Annotated in this window: 13 protein-coding genes and 1 pseudogene; 6 read left to right on the top strand and 8 right to left on the bottom strand. The window is 58.7% G+C overall.

Annotation, left to right across the window (positions count from 1 at the left end; translation table 11 throughout):
* Positions 1-11 precede the first annotated feature (11 nt).
* The 3 genes and pseudogenes from TG4357_RS15910 (at position 12) to TG4357_RS20085 (ending at position 2,543) form a co-directional block, all read left to right on the top strand.
* Entirely contained in the window at positions 12-1,391 is a 1,380-nt protein-coding gene (locus TG4357_RS15910) for a serine hydrolase domain-containing protein (protein WP_058263871.1), read from the top strand.
* A 565-nt stretch (positions 1,392-1,956) separates the two neighbouring features.
* Positions 1,957-2,085 (top strand): annotated as a pseudogene (locus TG4357_RS20170) (IS481 family transposase); the annotation flags it as partial.
* Positions 2,086-2,378: 293 nt separating this feature from the next.
* Entirely contained in the window at positions 2,379-2,543 is a 165-nt protein-coding gene (locus TG4357_RS20085) for a pyrroline-5-carboxylate reductase dimerization domain-containing protein (protein WP_082644163.1), read from the top strand.
* A gap of 426 nt (positions 2,544-2,969) precedes the next feature.
* Here TG4357_RS20085 and TG4357_RS15900 read toward each other — a convergent pair whose 3' ends face one another.
* Genes TG4357_RS15900 through TG4357_RS19935 form a run of 3 tightly spaced genes read right to left on the bottom strand, consistent with a single transcriptional unit; the run spans position 2,970 to position 4,247 of the window.
* Entirely contained in the window at positions 2,970-3,329 is a 360-nt protein-coding gene (locus tag TG4357_RS15900; RefSeq protein ID WP_058263869.1) for a hypothetical protein, read from the bottom strand.
* Between the two features lie 17 nt (positions 3,330-3,346).
* Positions 3,347-3,985: a haloalkane dehalogenase gene (locus TG4357_RS15895; RefSeq protein ID WP_254771582.1), complete on the bottom strand. Its 639-nt coding sequence runs from the start codon at positions 3,983-3,985 to the stop codon at positions 3,347-3,349.
* A gap of 13 nt (positions 3,986-3,998) precedes the next feature.
* Complete coding sequence (locus TG4357_RS19935; protein WP_254771583.1) at positions 3,999-4,247, bottom strand: alpha/beta fold hydrolase; 249 nt, start codon at positions 4,245-4,247, stop codon at positions 3,999-4,001.
* A 109-nt stretch (positions 4,248-4,356) separates the two neighbouring features.
* Here TG4357_RS19935 and TG4357_RS15890 point away from each other — a divergent pair, with 109 nt between their 5' ends.
* Positions 4,357-4,929, top strand: a complete 573-nt coding sequence (locus TG4357_RS15890) for a TetR/AcrR family transcriptional regulator (protein WP_233487529.1) — start codon at positions 4,357-4,359, stop codon at positions 4,927-4,929.
* Positions 4,926-5,510, top strand: a complete 585-nt coding sequence (locus TG4357_RS15885) for a 3'-5' exonuclease (RefSeq protein WP_058263867.1) — start codon at positions 4,926-4,928, stop codon at positions 5,508-5,510. The genes TG4357_RS15890 and TG4357_RS15885 overlap by 4 nt, the downstream gene beginning before the upstream one ends.
* A gap of 457 nt (positions 5,511-5,967) precedes the next feature.
* On the opposite strand, the gene TG4357_RS15880 is transcribed toward TG4357_RS15885, so the two are convergent.
* Genes TG4357_RS15880 through TG4357_RS15870 form a run of 3 tightly spaced genes read right to left on the bottom strand, consistent with a single transcriptional unit; the run spans position 5,968 to position 11,465 of the window.
* Positions 5,968-7,311 carry an efflux transporter outer membrane subunit gene (locus TG4357_RS15880; protein ID WP_058263866.1) on the bottom strand — a complete coding sequence of 448 codons (1,344 nt, stop codon included), beginning with the start codon at positions 7,309-7,311 and terminating at the stop codon, positions 5,968-5,970.
* Positions 7,308-10,415: an efflux RND transporter permease subunit gene (locus tag TG4357_RS15875; RefSeq protein ID WP_058263865.1), complete on the bottom strand. Its 3,108-nt coding sequence runs from the start codon at positions 10,413-10,415 to the stop codon at positions 7,308-7,310. The genes TG4357_RS15880 and TG4357_RS15875 overlap by 4 nt, the downstream gene beginning before the upstream one ends.
* Positions 10,416-10,418: 3 nt before the next feature.
* Positions 10,419-11,465: an efflux RND transporter periplasmic adaptor subunit gene (locus tag TG4357_RS15870; protein WP_233487527.1), complete on the bottom strand. Its 1,047-nt coding sequence runs from the start codon at positions 11,463-11,465 to the stop codon at positions 10,419-10,421.
* Positions 11,466-11,722: 257 nt separating this feature from the next.
* Between TG4357_RS15870 and TG4357_RS15865 the strand changes: the two genes are divergently transcribed.
* Positions 11,723-12,280 (top strand): TetR family transcriptional regulator, encoded by a 558-nt coding sequence (locus TG4357_RS15865; protein WP_158509087.1) that lies wholly within the window; start codon positions 11,723-11,725, stop codon positions 12,278-12,280.
* Between the two features lie 178 nt (positions 12,281-12,458).
* On the opposite strand, the gene TG4357_RS15860 is transcribed toward TG4357_RS15865, so the two are convergent.
* On the bottom strand, positions 12,459-13,457 hold the full coding sequence (locus TG4357_RS15860) for an ABC transporter substrate-binding protein (RefSeq protein ID WP_074646699.1): 999 nt from the start codon (positions 13,455-13,457) through the stop codon (positions 12,459-12,461).
* Positions 13,454-15,334, bottom strand: coding sequence for an MFS transporter (locus TG4357_RS15855; protein ID WP_058263861.1), 1,881 nt, complete (start codon positions 15,332-15,334; stop codon positions 13,454-13,456). Before TG4357_RS15855 ends, TG4357_RS15860 begins: the two co-directional genes overlap by 4 nt.
* Positions 15,335-15,345 lie beyond the last annotated feature (11 nt).

Raw genomic sequence — 15,345 nt, 5'->3', positions numbered from 1 at the left:
GGAGGTCGAGCATGTGGAACTTGCGCAAAATATTGGTTGGGCTGCTGGCCCTAGTCATCACAGGGATATTTGGGGCAGTGCTCTACCTCTATCTGGTGCCGCCCACCTTGCTGCGGGTGGGGGCCGGATACAGTTCCAAGATCGTCTGTTCCGCGACCTATTTGCAGGGTCGCGACCCGAATGAGGTTCTCGAAACCGATGTGCAGGCCCCGGGCAATCCGGTGCTGCGCGCCTTCAAGGTGAACAACGACAGCGCGACCGGACGGGTGCGGTCGGCCTTTCTTTGGGTGATCGCGCCGATGACCTCCGAACACAGGCCGGGACTTGGCTGCGCGGCGTTGCCCGATGGCGATCTGGCACAGGCCGGTGATCAGGCAGCGCCTGCCGCGCCCGGTCCGGGGACCTCGCAAGCCCTTTGGCCCGAGGGCACGGCGGTGGACCTGAGACAACATGGCGATCTGGCGCAGATCATCGCGGACCCGGCTCTGGCCGGACCGGGAATGCGCGCGACCGTCGTTGTCCATCACGGCCGGATCGTGGCGGAAAGCTATGGCGCGGGGTTCGACCCGCAGATGCCGCTGCTGGGCTGGTCGATGAGCAAGACGGTGACAGCCGCTCTTGCGGGGACCGTGATCAAGGCGGGCAAGCTGCGCCTGGATCAAGACCGGCTGCTGACGCAATGGGACAATGACGGGCGCGCCGCGATCACCGTGGCGCAGCTGTTGTCGATGTCAAGCGGGCTGCATTTCAACGAGGATTACGGCGATGTCTCGGATGTGACGCGGATGCTCTATCTGCAATCCGACATGGCAGGGTTCGCAGCCTCGCAAACGCTCGATCATCAGCCGGGCACGATCTTCAACTATTCCACCGGCACGGCGATGATCCTGTCGCGGATCTGGCAAAACGCGATTGGCGATCGCCAGGCCGCGCTTGACTGGCCGCGCAAGGCGCTGTTCGCGCCCCTGGGGATGGGCAGCGCGGTTTTTGAAACCGATGCGGCAGGCACCTTCGTGGGCGGCTCTTACCTTTACGCGACCGCACGCGACTGGGCGCGTTTCGGGCAATTCCTGTTGCAGGATGGCACATGGAACGGGCGCCAGATCCTGCCCGAAGGGTTCGCGGCCATGATGCACGCGCCCTCGCAAGCCGATGCGGTTTACGGACAGGGGATGACATGGTTGGCCGGACCGGCCCCCGATCAAAAGGCCGGTGACGATCAGGCCTATGGGCTGCCTGCCGATACCTATTGGCTGGAAGGCCATGACGGGCAAACCGTTGCGGTGATCCCTTCGGCCGATCTGGTGGTGGTGCGGATGGGGCTGACACCGTCAGACCTGAACTATCGGCCGCAAAAGCTGGTGGCAGCGCTGCTCAAGGCGCTTGACTGATCCGGGGCCGAGCGGAGCCATGGCGAGAAGGTTGTCAAAGACATCCCTTGTGCCACGCGCAAGCAGTATTCAACGGCAAAGAAGATCACGATCATGCTGGTCGATCTCATCAACGGGCACATTGCCCAATTTGGCTGAATGTAGGGTCGGAACGTCCTTCCCTGAAGGTAGGATCTTCATCTCTGCCGCTGTCAGCCTGTTTGAAAGTCTCGAATTTTATCACCCTCCGTATCCACAAACAGTTTTAGAGTATCTGGGGACCTTATGGGGCCTCATGTACACCCTAACCAATTGAAATTGAATCGTATTTAAAAGGCGTGGGAATTCGCTGGAACTGCTGATACGAAGAACTTACCTCCGACAGGCGCCGCAGGATGTCGGAGGTAAGTTCTTCGTTGCCGAGCTTGTTGGAGTTGAAGCTGATGTCCTGAAACACGTCACGCAGCTTGTCGCCATTGGCCTCTTCGATGACATGCAGGGCATTGTCGATGCGTTCGCCATTGCCCGCTTCATGCCGCCGTTTGTGCAGGGCGTCAAAGCTGGCCCCGTCGGGCAGCTTCTAGGCTTCCTGCTGTTTAGCGACAAAGGTGATCTCGATATCAAAGCGAAACTGGACGATTGGGAGCGCTTTTACAACTTCCATAGTTCGCATGGCGCGCACAATGGAAAGACACCTTATGAATCCCTCAGAGAAAACAGACGGGAAGTCTCACAAGGAGCCGCATCTTACAGGCAGCTGCTGTGGGCCGATCTGTCAACGTTGCCTTCGACACCAACCCGGCCCGCAAGGGTGATTTTGAGATGCTGTTTTCAGGATCAGGTCCGGTTCGGTGGATCGACGCCGAGGAGGAGATACACCTAACCACAGCCGTTTCAGGCAATGACCCCGCCTATTTCTTTGCATTTGTCGAGGCGCTGGCGAAAAGGTGGCTTGGGCGGTCAATTCTCTCTTGATCTGGCGATTGACACGCTGATCGGGCGGCAGAGTTGCTGAAAGAAAACAGAACTCCATCTGTACTGCGAGAAAGCGTGAGCTCAAAAGGGGGTACTACAGCAGCCGCATTGGATACCTTTGCCGAAAACGACGCCCTGCAGATAGCCGTGGAGAACGCGGTGAATGCGGCCGCGGCGCGATCACGCGCGCTTGGGTGAAAACCGGATAACGGCCAGACGCTACAATCCTCGTAAATGCACGCAGTAGGAGGGCGTTCTGAGTTCTTAGTTCTGCCTTAGGGCTTTGCGCGGTTATCAAGCACGTATCCAAATCCTATGTGTATTTCAGCTCGGAGTAAATTTCCCGCATTTGATTTGGCAAATCAGACGCGAAGGTGATGGCTCCGTGACAGGGTAGCAACATGTCTGGCGGGTCAGACGCGACCAGCATTTTCAGGTCGGCAAGATATTCTGCCCGGTCTTTGATTCCAAAGCTGGGAAAGACCTTGTTTGCGCGAATCTTGTTCCCAACCTTCCCCTCACTATTTTTCTGTGCACCAAAAGCGTCGACAACATGCCAAAGGCAGCACGTGGCGGTTTTCGCGAGCAGCCATGTCTCTCCGTTTTTCAGCCCTGCTGGAGACTTCAGACGATCCCCTCAGGCAGTTCAGCCCGCAGCGCTTCCAGCCCCTCAAATGTCAGTCCGGTACGGCCCTGAAGCCGTTCGTGTATGACCGGCGGCGCGACCAAGGCGGCATCGGGGTATGCCGCCGCATACTCAACCAAGCCTCCGTTGTGATAGCCATTCGGTGCAAAGAGGAAGGCAACCTTGCCAATTTCGGCGAGGCTGGCTTTGGCGGCCTCGCTCAAACCGGAAACCGGGCTGAACAGGCAGACTTCCCCGCGCGGCAAGACGATGGCCGTGCAGCGCAGGTTATTCTTGGTGGCCGTGAACAGCCCCGGCATGTTTGGAACCGGCTCGAATGCCGAGATTTTGGTGGCCATGGGTGTGCCCTCTCTGATTACAGACCTGCGTGCCAGTCATGCACCGCCGTGCCGATTTCATCGGGCGAGTCTTCTTGCATGAAGTGCAGGCCCGGCACAGTCACCTCGGTTAGATTGGGCCAGCTGCGGACGTAGTCCCGCACGGCACCTGCAACCATCACACCGGGGTCAGCATTGACGAACAGCTTGGGGATGGGTGTCTGCGTCAGCCATTGCGAATAAGCCCCGACGATTTCAACCACATCTGCCGGCTCCCCGCCAATCGGGATCTGGCGCGGCCATGTCAGGGTCGGACGACGATCCTCACCGGCATTGGCAAAGGGGCGGCGGTATTCGTTCATTTCTTCTTCGCTCAGATCGCGCAGGATCGAGGCGGGCAGGATGTTTTCCACAAACATGTTGTTCTGCAAAACCATCTCGTCACCCGCAGGCGAACGAAGTCCTTCAAAAACCGCGCGGCTTTTTTCGGGAAAGCTGTCCATGCTGGGAACGGGGGCGATGATGGCCTCCATAAACGCAATGCCTTTGACGGCGTCGGCGTGCGTATGCGCCCAGTGGAAGCCAAGGCCGGAGCCCCAGTCGTGGATCACCAGCGTTACGTTTTCCGTCACACCCAGCTGTTCAAGCAGTGCGAACAGATACCTGCGCTGTTCCACATAGGTATAGCTGTCAGGCCCCGGGGGTATAGCTGTCAGGCCCCGGGTTATCGAGCTTGTCACTGTCGCCCATACCGATCAGGTCAGGCGCGATCAGCCGACCTTTGCCCGCCAGATGCGGCATCACGTTGCGCCACAGGAAAGAGGAAGTGGGGTTGCCGTGCAGGAAGACAATCGGATCGCCGGTGCCTTCCTCGATATAGGCCATCTGCTTGCCGTGAACGGTGGCAAATTTCTTTTTATCGCGGAAGGACGTAGTCATGTCAGGCACCTTGGGCTTGTAGTTGAGTCGGGGTAGATGTAAAAGAACGATCATTCTAAAACAAGGCCAGAAAATGCCCCGACCAAAATCCCACTCCCGTGAGAACCTGTTGGACAGTGCCCTGAAAGCCTTTTGGAAGATCGGCTATCATGTTGTTTCCATGGGGGATCTGGTGCGCGAGACTGGTGTCAGCCGTGCAGGAATCTATAGCGACTTCAACGGCAAAGAAGATCTGTTCCATGCCTGTCTCGACAGATATCAAGAGACCGTGGTGACTCCTGCCTTTGCGCCGGTGGAGGCCGAGGGGGCAGATATCGACAGCATCGAGACCTACCTGAACAACCTTCTGACACGGTTTGAGAAATCGGGTGGTTTTGGCGTGGGGTGCCTTGTCGGGAACACGCTTACTCAAATTCCCGAAGATGCCGTGGAAACCCGCCAAAAGCTGCGCGCCCATTGCGATCGTCTGACAGCCGGCTTTCACAAGGTGCTGACCCATGAAAGCGATGATCACGGGCTGCTGACACCGGCCGAGATTGGCGAACTTGCGCGCTACACCATGATTTCGGTGCAGGGCATCTGGTCCTATTCACGACTGACCGAGGATGTCGCTGAATTACGCGCGGCGTCTGACATGCTCATCAGGGTTTTGAAATCCCAGTTGCGTGGTGCGCCACGATGAGGTCGCCCCTGCCAGATGGGGAATTCCAGTTCATCGCGCTGGATGTCGAAACCGCATGTGGTGACAGTGCAAGCATCTGCCAAATCGGGATCGCCTGTGTCGGGTATGACAATAGCATTCACACATGGTCTACATATGTTGATCCGCAGATGCCCTTTGCGCCGTTCAATATCGATCTGCACGGGATCGGTCCTGATACCGTGCGCAACGCGGGGAACTTTGCGCAGGTTTGGCCCGACATGCTGCCGTTGTTGACCCGTCATCCGATGGTGCAGCACAGCAGGTTTGATGAACACGCAATCAACGCTGCATGCAAAGCGCATGGTCTGCAACGTCCACGCCTGACGTGGCACGACAGCGTGACAATCGCGCGGGCGGCGTGGCCTGAGCTAAAGGGCAACGGCGGCCATGGTTTGGCCAACTTGAAACAGGTGTTGAACCTCGACTTCCACCATCACGACGCAGGCGAAGACGCCCGCGCTGCAGCGATGGTCGTGCTAAAAGCGCAGGCCGCATCGTCGGGGTTGACGACGAAAAAGGAACTGCGGTTCAAACCAATCCAATTATCCCTTCCCTTGTAGGCTCTTGCTCTCCGCCTGCGATCTGCGACTTAAGTTTCGGGTTGGGATCAGTCGTTATTTGAGATGAAATAATGATGGCATTCAGCCGTTGACTGACGTTCCAGCCAGCCGCATATGGCACTCTCGATGAATGACCACTTCAGGGCAAGGGAACAAGATCGCATTGTTTTCCAGCGATTTAGACGAACCGGGACGAGACGGATTGAGTTCCTCCCCAACTTCTGAACAGGATCTGGCGTAATCTAGGCGCCTCTTTGTTCCTGCTGATCGGGGGGCATGTCTTTCCCAATCGATCCCAGTAAGTGGTTCGCCGCCAGAAGCGGAATGTGGGGGAACCCCAACCGTTTTCTGACACCTATGACTTTCCCTGATTTTCAGATAGTCTGCGGGCCGTTTTGTGAGGTCGCGCAGACCCGAAAATTCCAGTAAGAAGGGCCCTTTCTTGGTCTGAATTTTATTATCGTGTCACCGCCGCTCCGGCGCCCGTGGCGATCTTCAATGTGGCCCAGGCTTGTGCCGCATCATTGACAGCAGAGGCCGCTGCGATCCGTGCCGAGGCTGCGTTCCTGTCGGTTTCAAGCAGCGCCAGCAGCGTGATCGCGCCATTTCGATAATTTTCCTGGGCGAGGGTCAACGCATGTTCATAATCGTTCGCCGCAGTTCGCAACAGTGCCGCGCGCTGACGATACCGTGCCAGGTTGGACTGCGCCACCTGCACATCCTCCACGGCCCCCAGGACGGAGGCCCGCCAAGCGATTTCGGACTGTTTCGCAACCGACACTTGGGCGTCACGGCTCGCTCTGAGTTGCGCTTGGTTGAACACCGGGAACGACAGTTGCGGTCCGAAGCTCCAGGCGTCCACACCATCGGTGCGCCCAACCGTGCCGGACAGCGACAGCGACGGGTAAAGCGCGGCTTCGGCAACACCAACATTGGCCACGGCAGCCGCCAGGTCGGCTTCTGCGCTGCGCAGATCGGGGCGATTGCGCAACAGATCCGCCGGAACGCCGCTTTTTGGCCCGCGCGGCGTGGGCAACTGCGCCGCGCCTTTTTGCATCTGGGTCATGATCGGGCCGGCCGGTTCGTTCAGCAATGTTGCGATGGCATAAACATTCGCGTCAAACAGCGCCGCATATTGGGGCAAAGCGGCGCGCGCCGTGGACAGCAAAGCCTGCGCCTCGGCGACTTCGTATTCCGTCGCCGCGCCGGCTTCATACTGGCTGCGGGTAATTTCGACGGTTTCTTTCCGCGCATTGATGGTGTCACGCGTCAGCGCCAACACTTCCTGATAATAGCGCGCATCGGCATAAGATGAGAGCAGTTCCGCCAACCAGGCAAGCCGGGTGGTTTCGGCATCGGCACGCGCCGCAGTCAGCGACGCTGCGGCCCCTTCGCGCGCCCGTCGGATACCACCGAACAGATCGACGACAAAAGACGCCCCCAATTCGGCGGAATGGGTCGTGGTGGGGCTTAACCCGTCTCCGCCGGATCGGTTGACCGAACCCGACAGGCCCCCGTCCAGCGCCGCGTTGACGCCGGTTGCCCGCAATTCGGCCTGCGCCTGCCGGATCGCTTCGGTGGCCGACATCACATCAAGGTTCTGCGCCAGCCCGCGCGTTACCAACTGACTGAGCATCCTATCGTTATAGCTCTGCCACCAGGTTTCAGAAGCGAGGGCTCCAACGGCCTCTGCATTGCCGCCGACAAAGCGGGTCTGCATCGCGATTTCGGGACGCTGGTAGTCAGGGCCGACGGCACAACCGGCGACAAGCAGGCCGATCAAAAGGAATTGGGGTTTCACTGGGTAGTCTCCACACGGGCACGGAAAAATCCCGTGGCTTTGATGACGGCGACATAGAACACCGGGACCATAACGATCCCGATCACCGCAGAAAAGATGATCCCGCCCAACATCCCGGTGCCGATGGATTTTTGTGCATTCGCACCCGCTCCGGAGGCCAAGGCCAACGGCAAGACGCCGAAGCCAAAGGCCAGCGAGGTCATCAGGATCGGACGCAGCCGTTGCTGCGCCGCCGACACCGTCGCCTGCAACAGGGCCATGCCACCCGAACGCTGGGATTCAGCGAATTCGACGATCAAGATCGCGTTTCTTGCGGCCAGACCGATCGTGGTCAACAATCCGACCTTGAAATACACGTCATTAGACTGGCCGAAATACCAGGTCGCCGTCAGCGCCCCCAGGATACCGACCGGAACCGACAGCATCACCGCGAAGGGAACGGTCCAGCTTTCGTACAAGGCAGCTAGACAGAGAAAGACCACCAGCGCCGACAAGGTGTAAAGAATGCTTTCCTGATTGCCCGACAGCCTTTCTTGATAACTCAACCCGGTCCAGGCGGGCGCAAAGGACCCGTCAAGACCGGCTGTCAGTTCCTCCATCGCTGTCATTGCGTCCCCGGAACTCAGGCCCGCTGCGGCTGCGCCGGAAATCTCCAGCGCACGGGTTCCGCCATATCGGGCGAGCTTAGGCGTAATCGTTTCCCATTCCCGTGTGATAAAGGCTGACAGCGGGACCATTTCTGAACCGGAATTGCGTGCATACCATTGATCAACGTCCTCTGGCTGCATCCGCCACGTCGCGCCGCCTTGCACGATCACCCCGCGCAGATCATTGCCAAGCGGAAAATCGTTGACATACGATCCTGAAAAAACAGTGGAAAGCATCGAATTCACATCCGAAACGGATACCCCAAGGGCTTCGGCTTTCTGCTGATCGATCTGCAATTTCAACGCCGGTTCGGTGGCATCGTCATTGCCACGCAGGTTTGTCACCCGACCATCCTCATTGCCGCGCGCCACCAACTGATCGGCCGCGGCGCTCAACGCTTCCTGTCCCGCCCCGGACTGATCGACAAGATACATCGTAAAGCCCGATGACGTCCCCAACCCCGGGATCGCAGGCGGTTGCAGAACGAACACGCTGCCCAGTCGGGACTGAAAGAACGTGCGGTTTACCCGGTTCATCAAATCGGCGGTATCCTGGCCGGGTCGATCATCGTAATCTTTCAACCGGATGAACATCATCGCGTTGTTCTGGCCGGTTCCGCCAAAACTGAACCCGACGGTGGCAAAGACGGTCTCGACCATATCGGCTTCGTTGGTCAGGAAATGATCCTCGATCACCGACACCATATGTTCGGTCTGCTGCACGGTCGATCCTTGCGGCAATTCGACGATCGCCATCAACATGCCCTGATCTTCGGTCGGCAGGAACGATGTCGGCAAACGGTCATAGACCCACCAGGCCCCGGCACCGACAAGACCCAACACCAGCACCATACGCAAGGGGCGCAGGGCCAGCCGTCCGATCATGCCGCCATAGCCTGCGGTCAAACGGTCCAGCCCGGTATTGAACCACCGCAGCGGTGCGATGGGTTGCTTGTCGTGGGTCTGCTTGAGAAGCTGCGCACACATGGCCGGGGTCAGGATCAGCGCCACGAACAGCGACAGTACCATGGCCGAAATGATCGTGACCGAAAATTGTTTGTAAATCACCCCGGTCGACCCGGACATGAACGCCATGGGCAGAAACACTGCCGACAGGACCATGACGATCCCGATCAGCGCGGTAGATATCTCCCCCATGCTTTTTTCGGTCGCGGCCACCGCATCAAGCCCTTCTTCTTCCATCACGCGCTCGACATTCTCGACCACCACGATGGCGTCATCCACCAGCAGACCAATGGCCAGCACCAGCGCAAACATCGACAGGGTGTTGATCGACATCCCAAAGGCTGACAGCACCCCAAACGTCCCCAGCAAGACCACCGGCACGGCAATGGTTGGAATGATCGTCGCCCGCCAGCTTTGCAGGAACAGCAGAATGACCAGAAACACCAAAACCACGGCTTCGATCAGCGTGTGATAGACCTGCTCGATCGACTCTTCGACGAAGGGCGATGTGTCATAGGGGTATTCGACCGCCACGCCAGCGGGCAGGGCCGACGACAGGTCGCTGATCACCTCGCGCACCGCTTCGGCAGTGTCCACCGCGTTGGCCCCAGTGGACAGATTGACGCCAAAACCCGCTGCCGGATGACTATTAAAGCGGCTGAAGCTGCCATAGTCTTCTTCTGCCAGTTCGACCGTCGCCACGTCGGCAAGATAAACCGCCGACCCATCGGTGTTCGTTTTCAGCAGGATGTTCTGGAAATCCACAACCGACTCAAGCTGGGACTGCGCGGACAAGGAAACGGTAAACTGCTGCCCCTTGGTGACGGGTTGATCGCCCAGACTGCCAACCGTGACATTGGTATTCTGCTGGGTCACCGCCGAGGTCACGTCGTTCGGGGTCAACTGATACTGGAACAGGCGCTCCGGGTTCAGCCAGATGCGCATCGCATATTCCGTGCCAAAGATGTTGACCGATCCAACACCATCCGTGCGCTGCACCGGATCCAGAATGGTGCTGCTCAAAATGTCGCCGAGCTGCAAAGAAGAATAGCTGCCGTCTTCGCTGACCAAGGCTCCGACCATCAGAATGGAGGTGGTCGAGCGGGTGACAGATACACCGGCAGTGGTGACACTGTCGGGAAGCTGCGATTCCACAAGCTGAAGCTTGTTCTGCACCTGGACCTGCGCCATATCGGGGTCAATCGTGTCATCGAAAATCAGCGATACGCTGGCGGCGCCTTCCGTTGAGGATGACGTCATATAGGTCATCCCGTCCAACCCGGTCAGACCATCCTCAATGACCGCAGTGACTGAATTTTCGACGGTTTCGGCAGACGCCCCGGTATAGGACGCGCTGATCCGAACCGTTGTCGGTGCAATGTCCGGATACTGTGAAATAGGAAGGTTCATCACGCTGAACGCGCCGGTCAGCATGACAGCAATAGCAAGAACCCAAGCGAAAACGGGGCGGTGAATGAAGAACGATGCCATGGCTCAGTTCTCTGCGCTGCTGGTGGTGGCGTCGCGAGCGATACCGTTTTCGTCGATCGTCGCGGCCACCGGGATAACCGCTTGCCCGGCCCTGAGGGACGACAGCCCGTCGATGATCAGCTTGTCGCCGTCATTCAGCCCTTCCCGCACGATCCAGGAATTCTGATAGCTGCCATCATCCGTCAGGGTCACCGATTGCGCGGTGCCGTCTTCGCCAACGACGAATGCGGTAAGCTGACCGGAATTTCCGCGCGTGGCAGCGCGTTGCGGTACAAGATAGGCCCGCATGGTGCCGATCATGATCTCGCCGCGCAGGAACATGCCGGGAATGACGATGTGATTGGGATTGTCGAACTGGAACCGGACAGTCACAGTTCCGGTGGTTGTCGATACGCTGGTCCCCGGCGTCACCAGCTGCCCGGTGCCGCGATACACATCTCCGTTTTCCAAAAGCAAGGTCGCCTGAATGTTGTCGTTCCGGGTCAGGGTGCCTTCGTCGATACCCTTGCGGTTGGACAGAATTCGGGCGCTGGTTTCCATCATGTCGACATAGATCGGGTCCGCCCGAACGATGGTGGTCAACTCATCACTCTGCCCGGCAGTTACCAGATCGCCGACCGAAACCGTCGCAACATCGGCGCGCCCCGAAATCGGGCTTGTCACTGTCGTCCAGGACAGTTCGGTCTGCGCATATTCTAACGCGGCCTTCACGGATTCCACTGTCGCCTTGGCCTCAGCCAGACTGGCCCGCGCGGATTCCACTTCGGCTTCGGTATAGCCACGGCCAGACAGTTCTTCGGCACGATCAGACGCTGATTGCGCCACCGGCAGATTGGCTTGCGCGGTCGCCATATTCGCCCGCGCCGAAGCGACAGCCGCGAGGTAGGACGAATCGTCGATCCGGAACAACGGGTCACCAACGGCAAGCGACTGGCCCGGGGTGTAAAGGATCTCTTCGATCACGCCCCCCACGCGGGGCCGTACTTCCACTTCTTGAAACGCGACGGCACGCCCCGGCAAGGTCACGACCCGCGGCACATCCTGCATCATGGTTTCAATGACACCTACTTCAATCGGCCCCGTAGGTGCGCCTTGGGCGTTCGCTGAACACGCGAATGCAGCAAACGCAGCAACGGCACCAATAATCGTCCAAACGCCGGATTTCATCGCCTTCAAGCCCCTTGACTATCCCACCTATATTCTGCTCAATACGCAAACACTGCACAGTATGCAAAGTTTATTCGATGACACTTCCGTTACGAACGCGACGGCGACAGCAAACTGCGCGCGATATCCAAAAAACCACTTTGAATTTGGCGCTCGCCCAGGGATTAGAAAACACAACGACCGAAGCGATCGCAGCGGCGGCAGGGATCAGCACACGCACCTTTTTCAACTATTTTCCCAACAAGGAAGCGGCCGCCATCGGGGTGCCGCCCGGGTTCCAAGAAGCAGACAAGGCGGCGCTGCGCGAGGGGACTTCATCGCTCGCTGTCGATCTGAAGCGGTTTCTTGACAGACATATGGCGGTACTGGCCGAAGATGAAGCAACCCTTCGCATGGTGCGCAAGGTCGTTCACTCGAATGACAAAGCAAGCGGTGTGCTTGATCGCATCCTTATCGCGGAACGCGATGAACTGGTAGCTTGCCTGTGCGACCGTGCGAACGACCCGCACATCACCGGGGCGCTTGCCGACAACGCGGTCGGCTGTATGTCACGGGCGATTCATCTTTGGGAAAATGACGAAAGCGTTCCACTTGCCAAGGCGTTCGATTTGGTCTGGGCGGGCCAAATTGCTGGATCACGGCTTCTGTCTGGTTCGTCTGAATGCGCTTCGTCAGATACCGAAAATTCCCCTCGGTAACGCGCGCCCTTCGTGTTCATTCGGTAAAAAAATAACGGCAAATTGTCGATCTATACGGCATTCAACCAAGCCCGGATTTGCAGGGTTTCAAGCCGCTGCAATATTTCCCAAAACCGTCCATACCGAAAAAATCAGGTTATTTTGTCAAGGCGACCTGCGTGCTTGCAAACGGCCATTTTCATTTGACCACATCGGCAAAGTCGAGCAGGTCAACTGGGGGCCAAACGTCGATTTCGCGCGCGAAACTCAGATTGATTGTCAGCGCAAAATTTTCCATTTTCGCAACCGGTAGCGATCCCGGGCGGGCACCGTCGACCAGAATGGCCGCGGCCCGTTGCCCGGCGAGCTGCCCTACATCGTAATACCGCGCGGCGACCGAAATAAGCGCATGGCCGTTTTGCACCATCTCCTCATATGGGCTGATCACCGGAAGCTTCGCGCTCTTGGCTGCCGCCCCGAAAATTGCGGCATTGGATCGAAGAAAAGACGAACTGCCGACATATATCGCGTCGGCACCCGCCTCTTTGATCCGTCTGATCTGATCGCCGATATCCTCGACGGTCGGCGTCCCGTCGTCGGTCAGCGCGAAGGCGCGGTCGATCAAAGTCACCCCCAACCGGGGCAGCAGGTCTGCCAGTTCATCCCGTTTGAGCGCCGAATTCTTTTCGTTCGGATTATAAAGCAGCCCCAATGTGTCCATTTTCGGCAAAACCCGCCTGAGCGTTTCAACGGTCACGCGTTCCGGCACACGGTTATATGTGCCGGTAAGGTTGTCGCGTCCCGTCGCATCAAGGCTTTCAATAATCCCGGACCCGACCGGATCGGCAACGATCATGAAAACCTGCGGGATATCGTGATTGAAGGACGGGTCTGCCAGATCGGCAAGCGTTCCTGCGGTTGCAAGGGTGACGCTGGTGCCCCATGAAATAATCAGGTCCACATCCCTTGACCGGGCTTCCTCGACCACCCCCTGCAAGCGGCTCCGGTCGCCCCCGGCATCAAATTGCAGGATTTCGACATCTGGCGCGGCGCTGGCAAGGGCGTCTTTAGCCCCCTGACAGGCTTCTTCGCAGCCGCGCCATGTGGCGAAGAAAACGGTCTGTTCACTTGCTTGGGCAGGACAGGACACCGCCATGAAAAGGGGCAGGATCAGGGGAAGCAATCTCGGGGTTCTCATGTTCGTGATACCCTTTGTTTGGTCGTGGTAGGGGTAAGTATGACGATAAGGACAAGCCCTGCCAATGATAGTGTTCCCAGAACGGCATAGATGGCCGCAGGATTGTCCCGCCCCAAAAACAGCGTTGCCGTGGCGAAGGCCGCGACCGCGCCAAGTCTTTCAGCCACGCGAAAATGGTCGATCCATTCCGTGTGCTGTCCGATGGCCCGCACCACCAGAGCGTAAAGCGGTGCCCGCAGCACCGCGTGTCCCACGCCCAGCAAAGCGACCATAGCGATCGGAGACAGTGTGTCGGCACCGGCACCGATCAGGGTGCCCGCGGCCACTCCCGCGCCGCCCATCGCGGCAAGCCGGTCACTGATCCTTGCCGCCGCGCAGACATGGCTGGCAAGCGGAGCAATCAATATTGCAGCGAGATAATACAGCATCACGATCCGGGCGATCATGGCCGCGTCGAACCCCTCTGCCGTCAGGACCAGCGGCACGAGATACCAGATCACCATCGCGGTGCTTGCGCTTGCCGGTACTGCCAGAAACGCGACGAACATCACGAACGCCCGGCGGTTTGCGGTATCGTCTATCGCGACAGGCTGAAGCTTGCGCACCTGTCCGGCCGGACCGGACAGGCCCCAGCGCGCCACCGGATAAGCCGCCAGAACCGCCCCGGCCCCAAGCAGGATCGCGACCACGTACCCCGCTTCAAAGGCGGCGATGCCCCCGATAACCGACCCGGCCAGAACCCCGCCGAACAGCGCCGTGTTGAGAGACGCCTGCATCTGGGTCGCAATCGTGCGCCCTCCGGCGCGTAGCATGAAGGCTGAACAGGCAGAAACAGCCAGGGTGTAGCCGCCACCAACGGCCATCCGGCCAAGCGCAATCCCCAGCAGGTTCGCGGAAAAGGCCATCACCACAAGCCCCACCAGGATCGGAAGGACCGACCAGGAAAACGCTCGCTTCGGACCGATCCTGCGCCCCAAACGTCCTGCAATCGGTCCCAAAATCGCTGCGCTCAGAAGATAGAAGACCAGGGGCAACGCAGCGGCAACGGGTGCGGTGATTGCCTCCGGGCGTTCGACGCTTCCGGCCAGGATCGGCAAAAACGAAGCCGTCGTCTCGGTGCCAAGCGCAAGCAGGAACACCGGCAGGCGCGCGCTCACCGGCAACGATACCTGAAGTCGCGTCGGCGCGGTGCCGTTTTGCGCAAGATGTATCGCGCGGTCGTTCAATCGCTCTGCCATCTGCGCCAATGGACCGTTGGGCGGCACCTCGATCACGCGGTCAAAACGGCCATGGCGCTGATCCTCCAGCAATCGGGTGACCGTTTCACGCGGCAGCCAGATAGTGCGCGCCGCGAGAGCAAGGATCATTTCGACCCCAAGCAGAATGATCGCAAATGCGATCACGGCAATATCCATCAAGGCCCGCAGCAGGCGTGTTTCGATCAGGCGCGGGTTGCCGGTCAGTTCGATTTCTGCTGCGATCTTATTGCCGACAAGCACCGGGAAATCATGGCTCCATACCTGCAAGCCCGGATCGGTTTTCAAAGGCGCATTTGCCTCTTCGTGATTTATATCGACAAGGACCGCACCAGTAGACGACACGATCCGAACCCGCTGCACCTCTGGGAAATCATCGACGATTTCAGCGGCCTTTTCACCGAAACCGGCAACCGCTTCGATTGGAATTCCCAGTTCGAGCGTGCGCTGCAAATCGTCCCGAAGCATCGTCCCGAGTATCTTTGTTCGCTGCCGAAGCTCCGGCACGATCGCCTCGTCGAAGGTGCGGAACGTCACCACCGAAAACGCCGCCACGGTCACGGCAATGATCACCACCAAGGCCATCGTCACGCGCAGACGAAGACCATTCGCGGTGGGCATGCCGGGTGTCG

This window comes from Thalassovita gelatinovora (genome assembly GCF_001458355.1).
GTDB lineage: Bacteria > Pseudomonadota > Alphaproteobacteria > Rhodobacterales > Rhodobacteraceae > Thalassobius > Thalassobius gelatinovorus.
The sequence above is the reverse complement of the archived record's forward strand: the minus strand, read 5'-3'. Positions and strand labels throughout refer to the sequence as shown.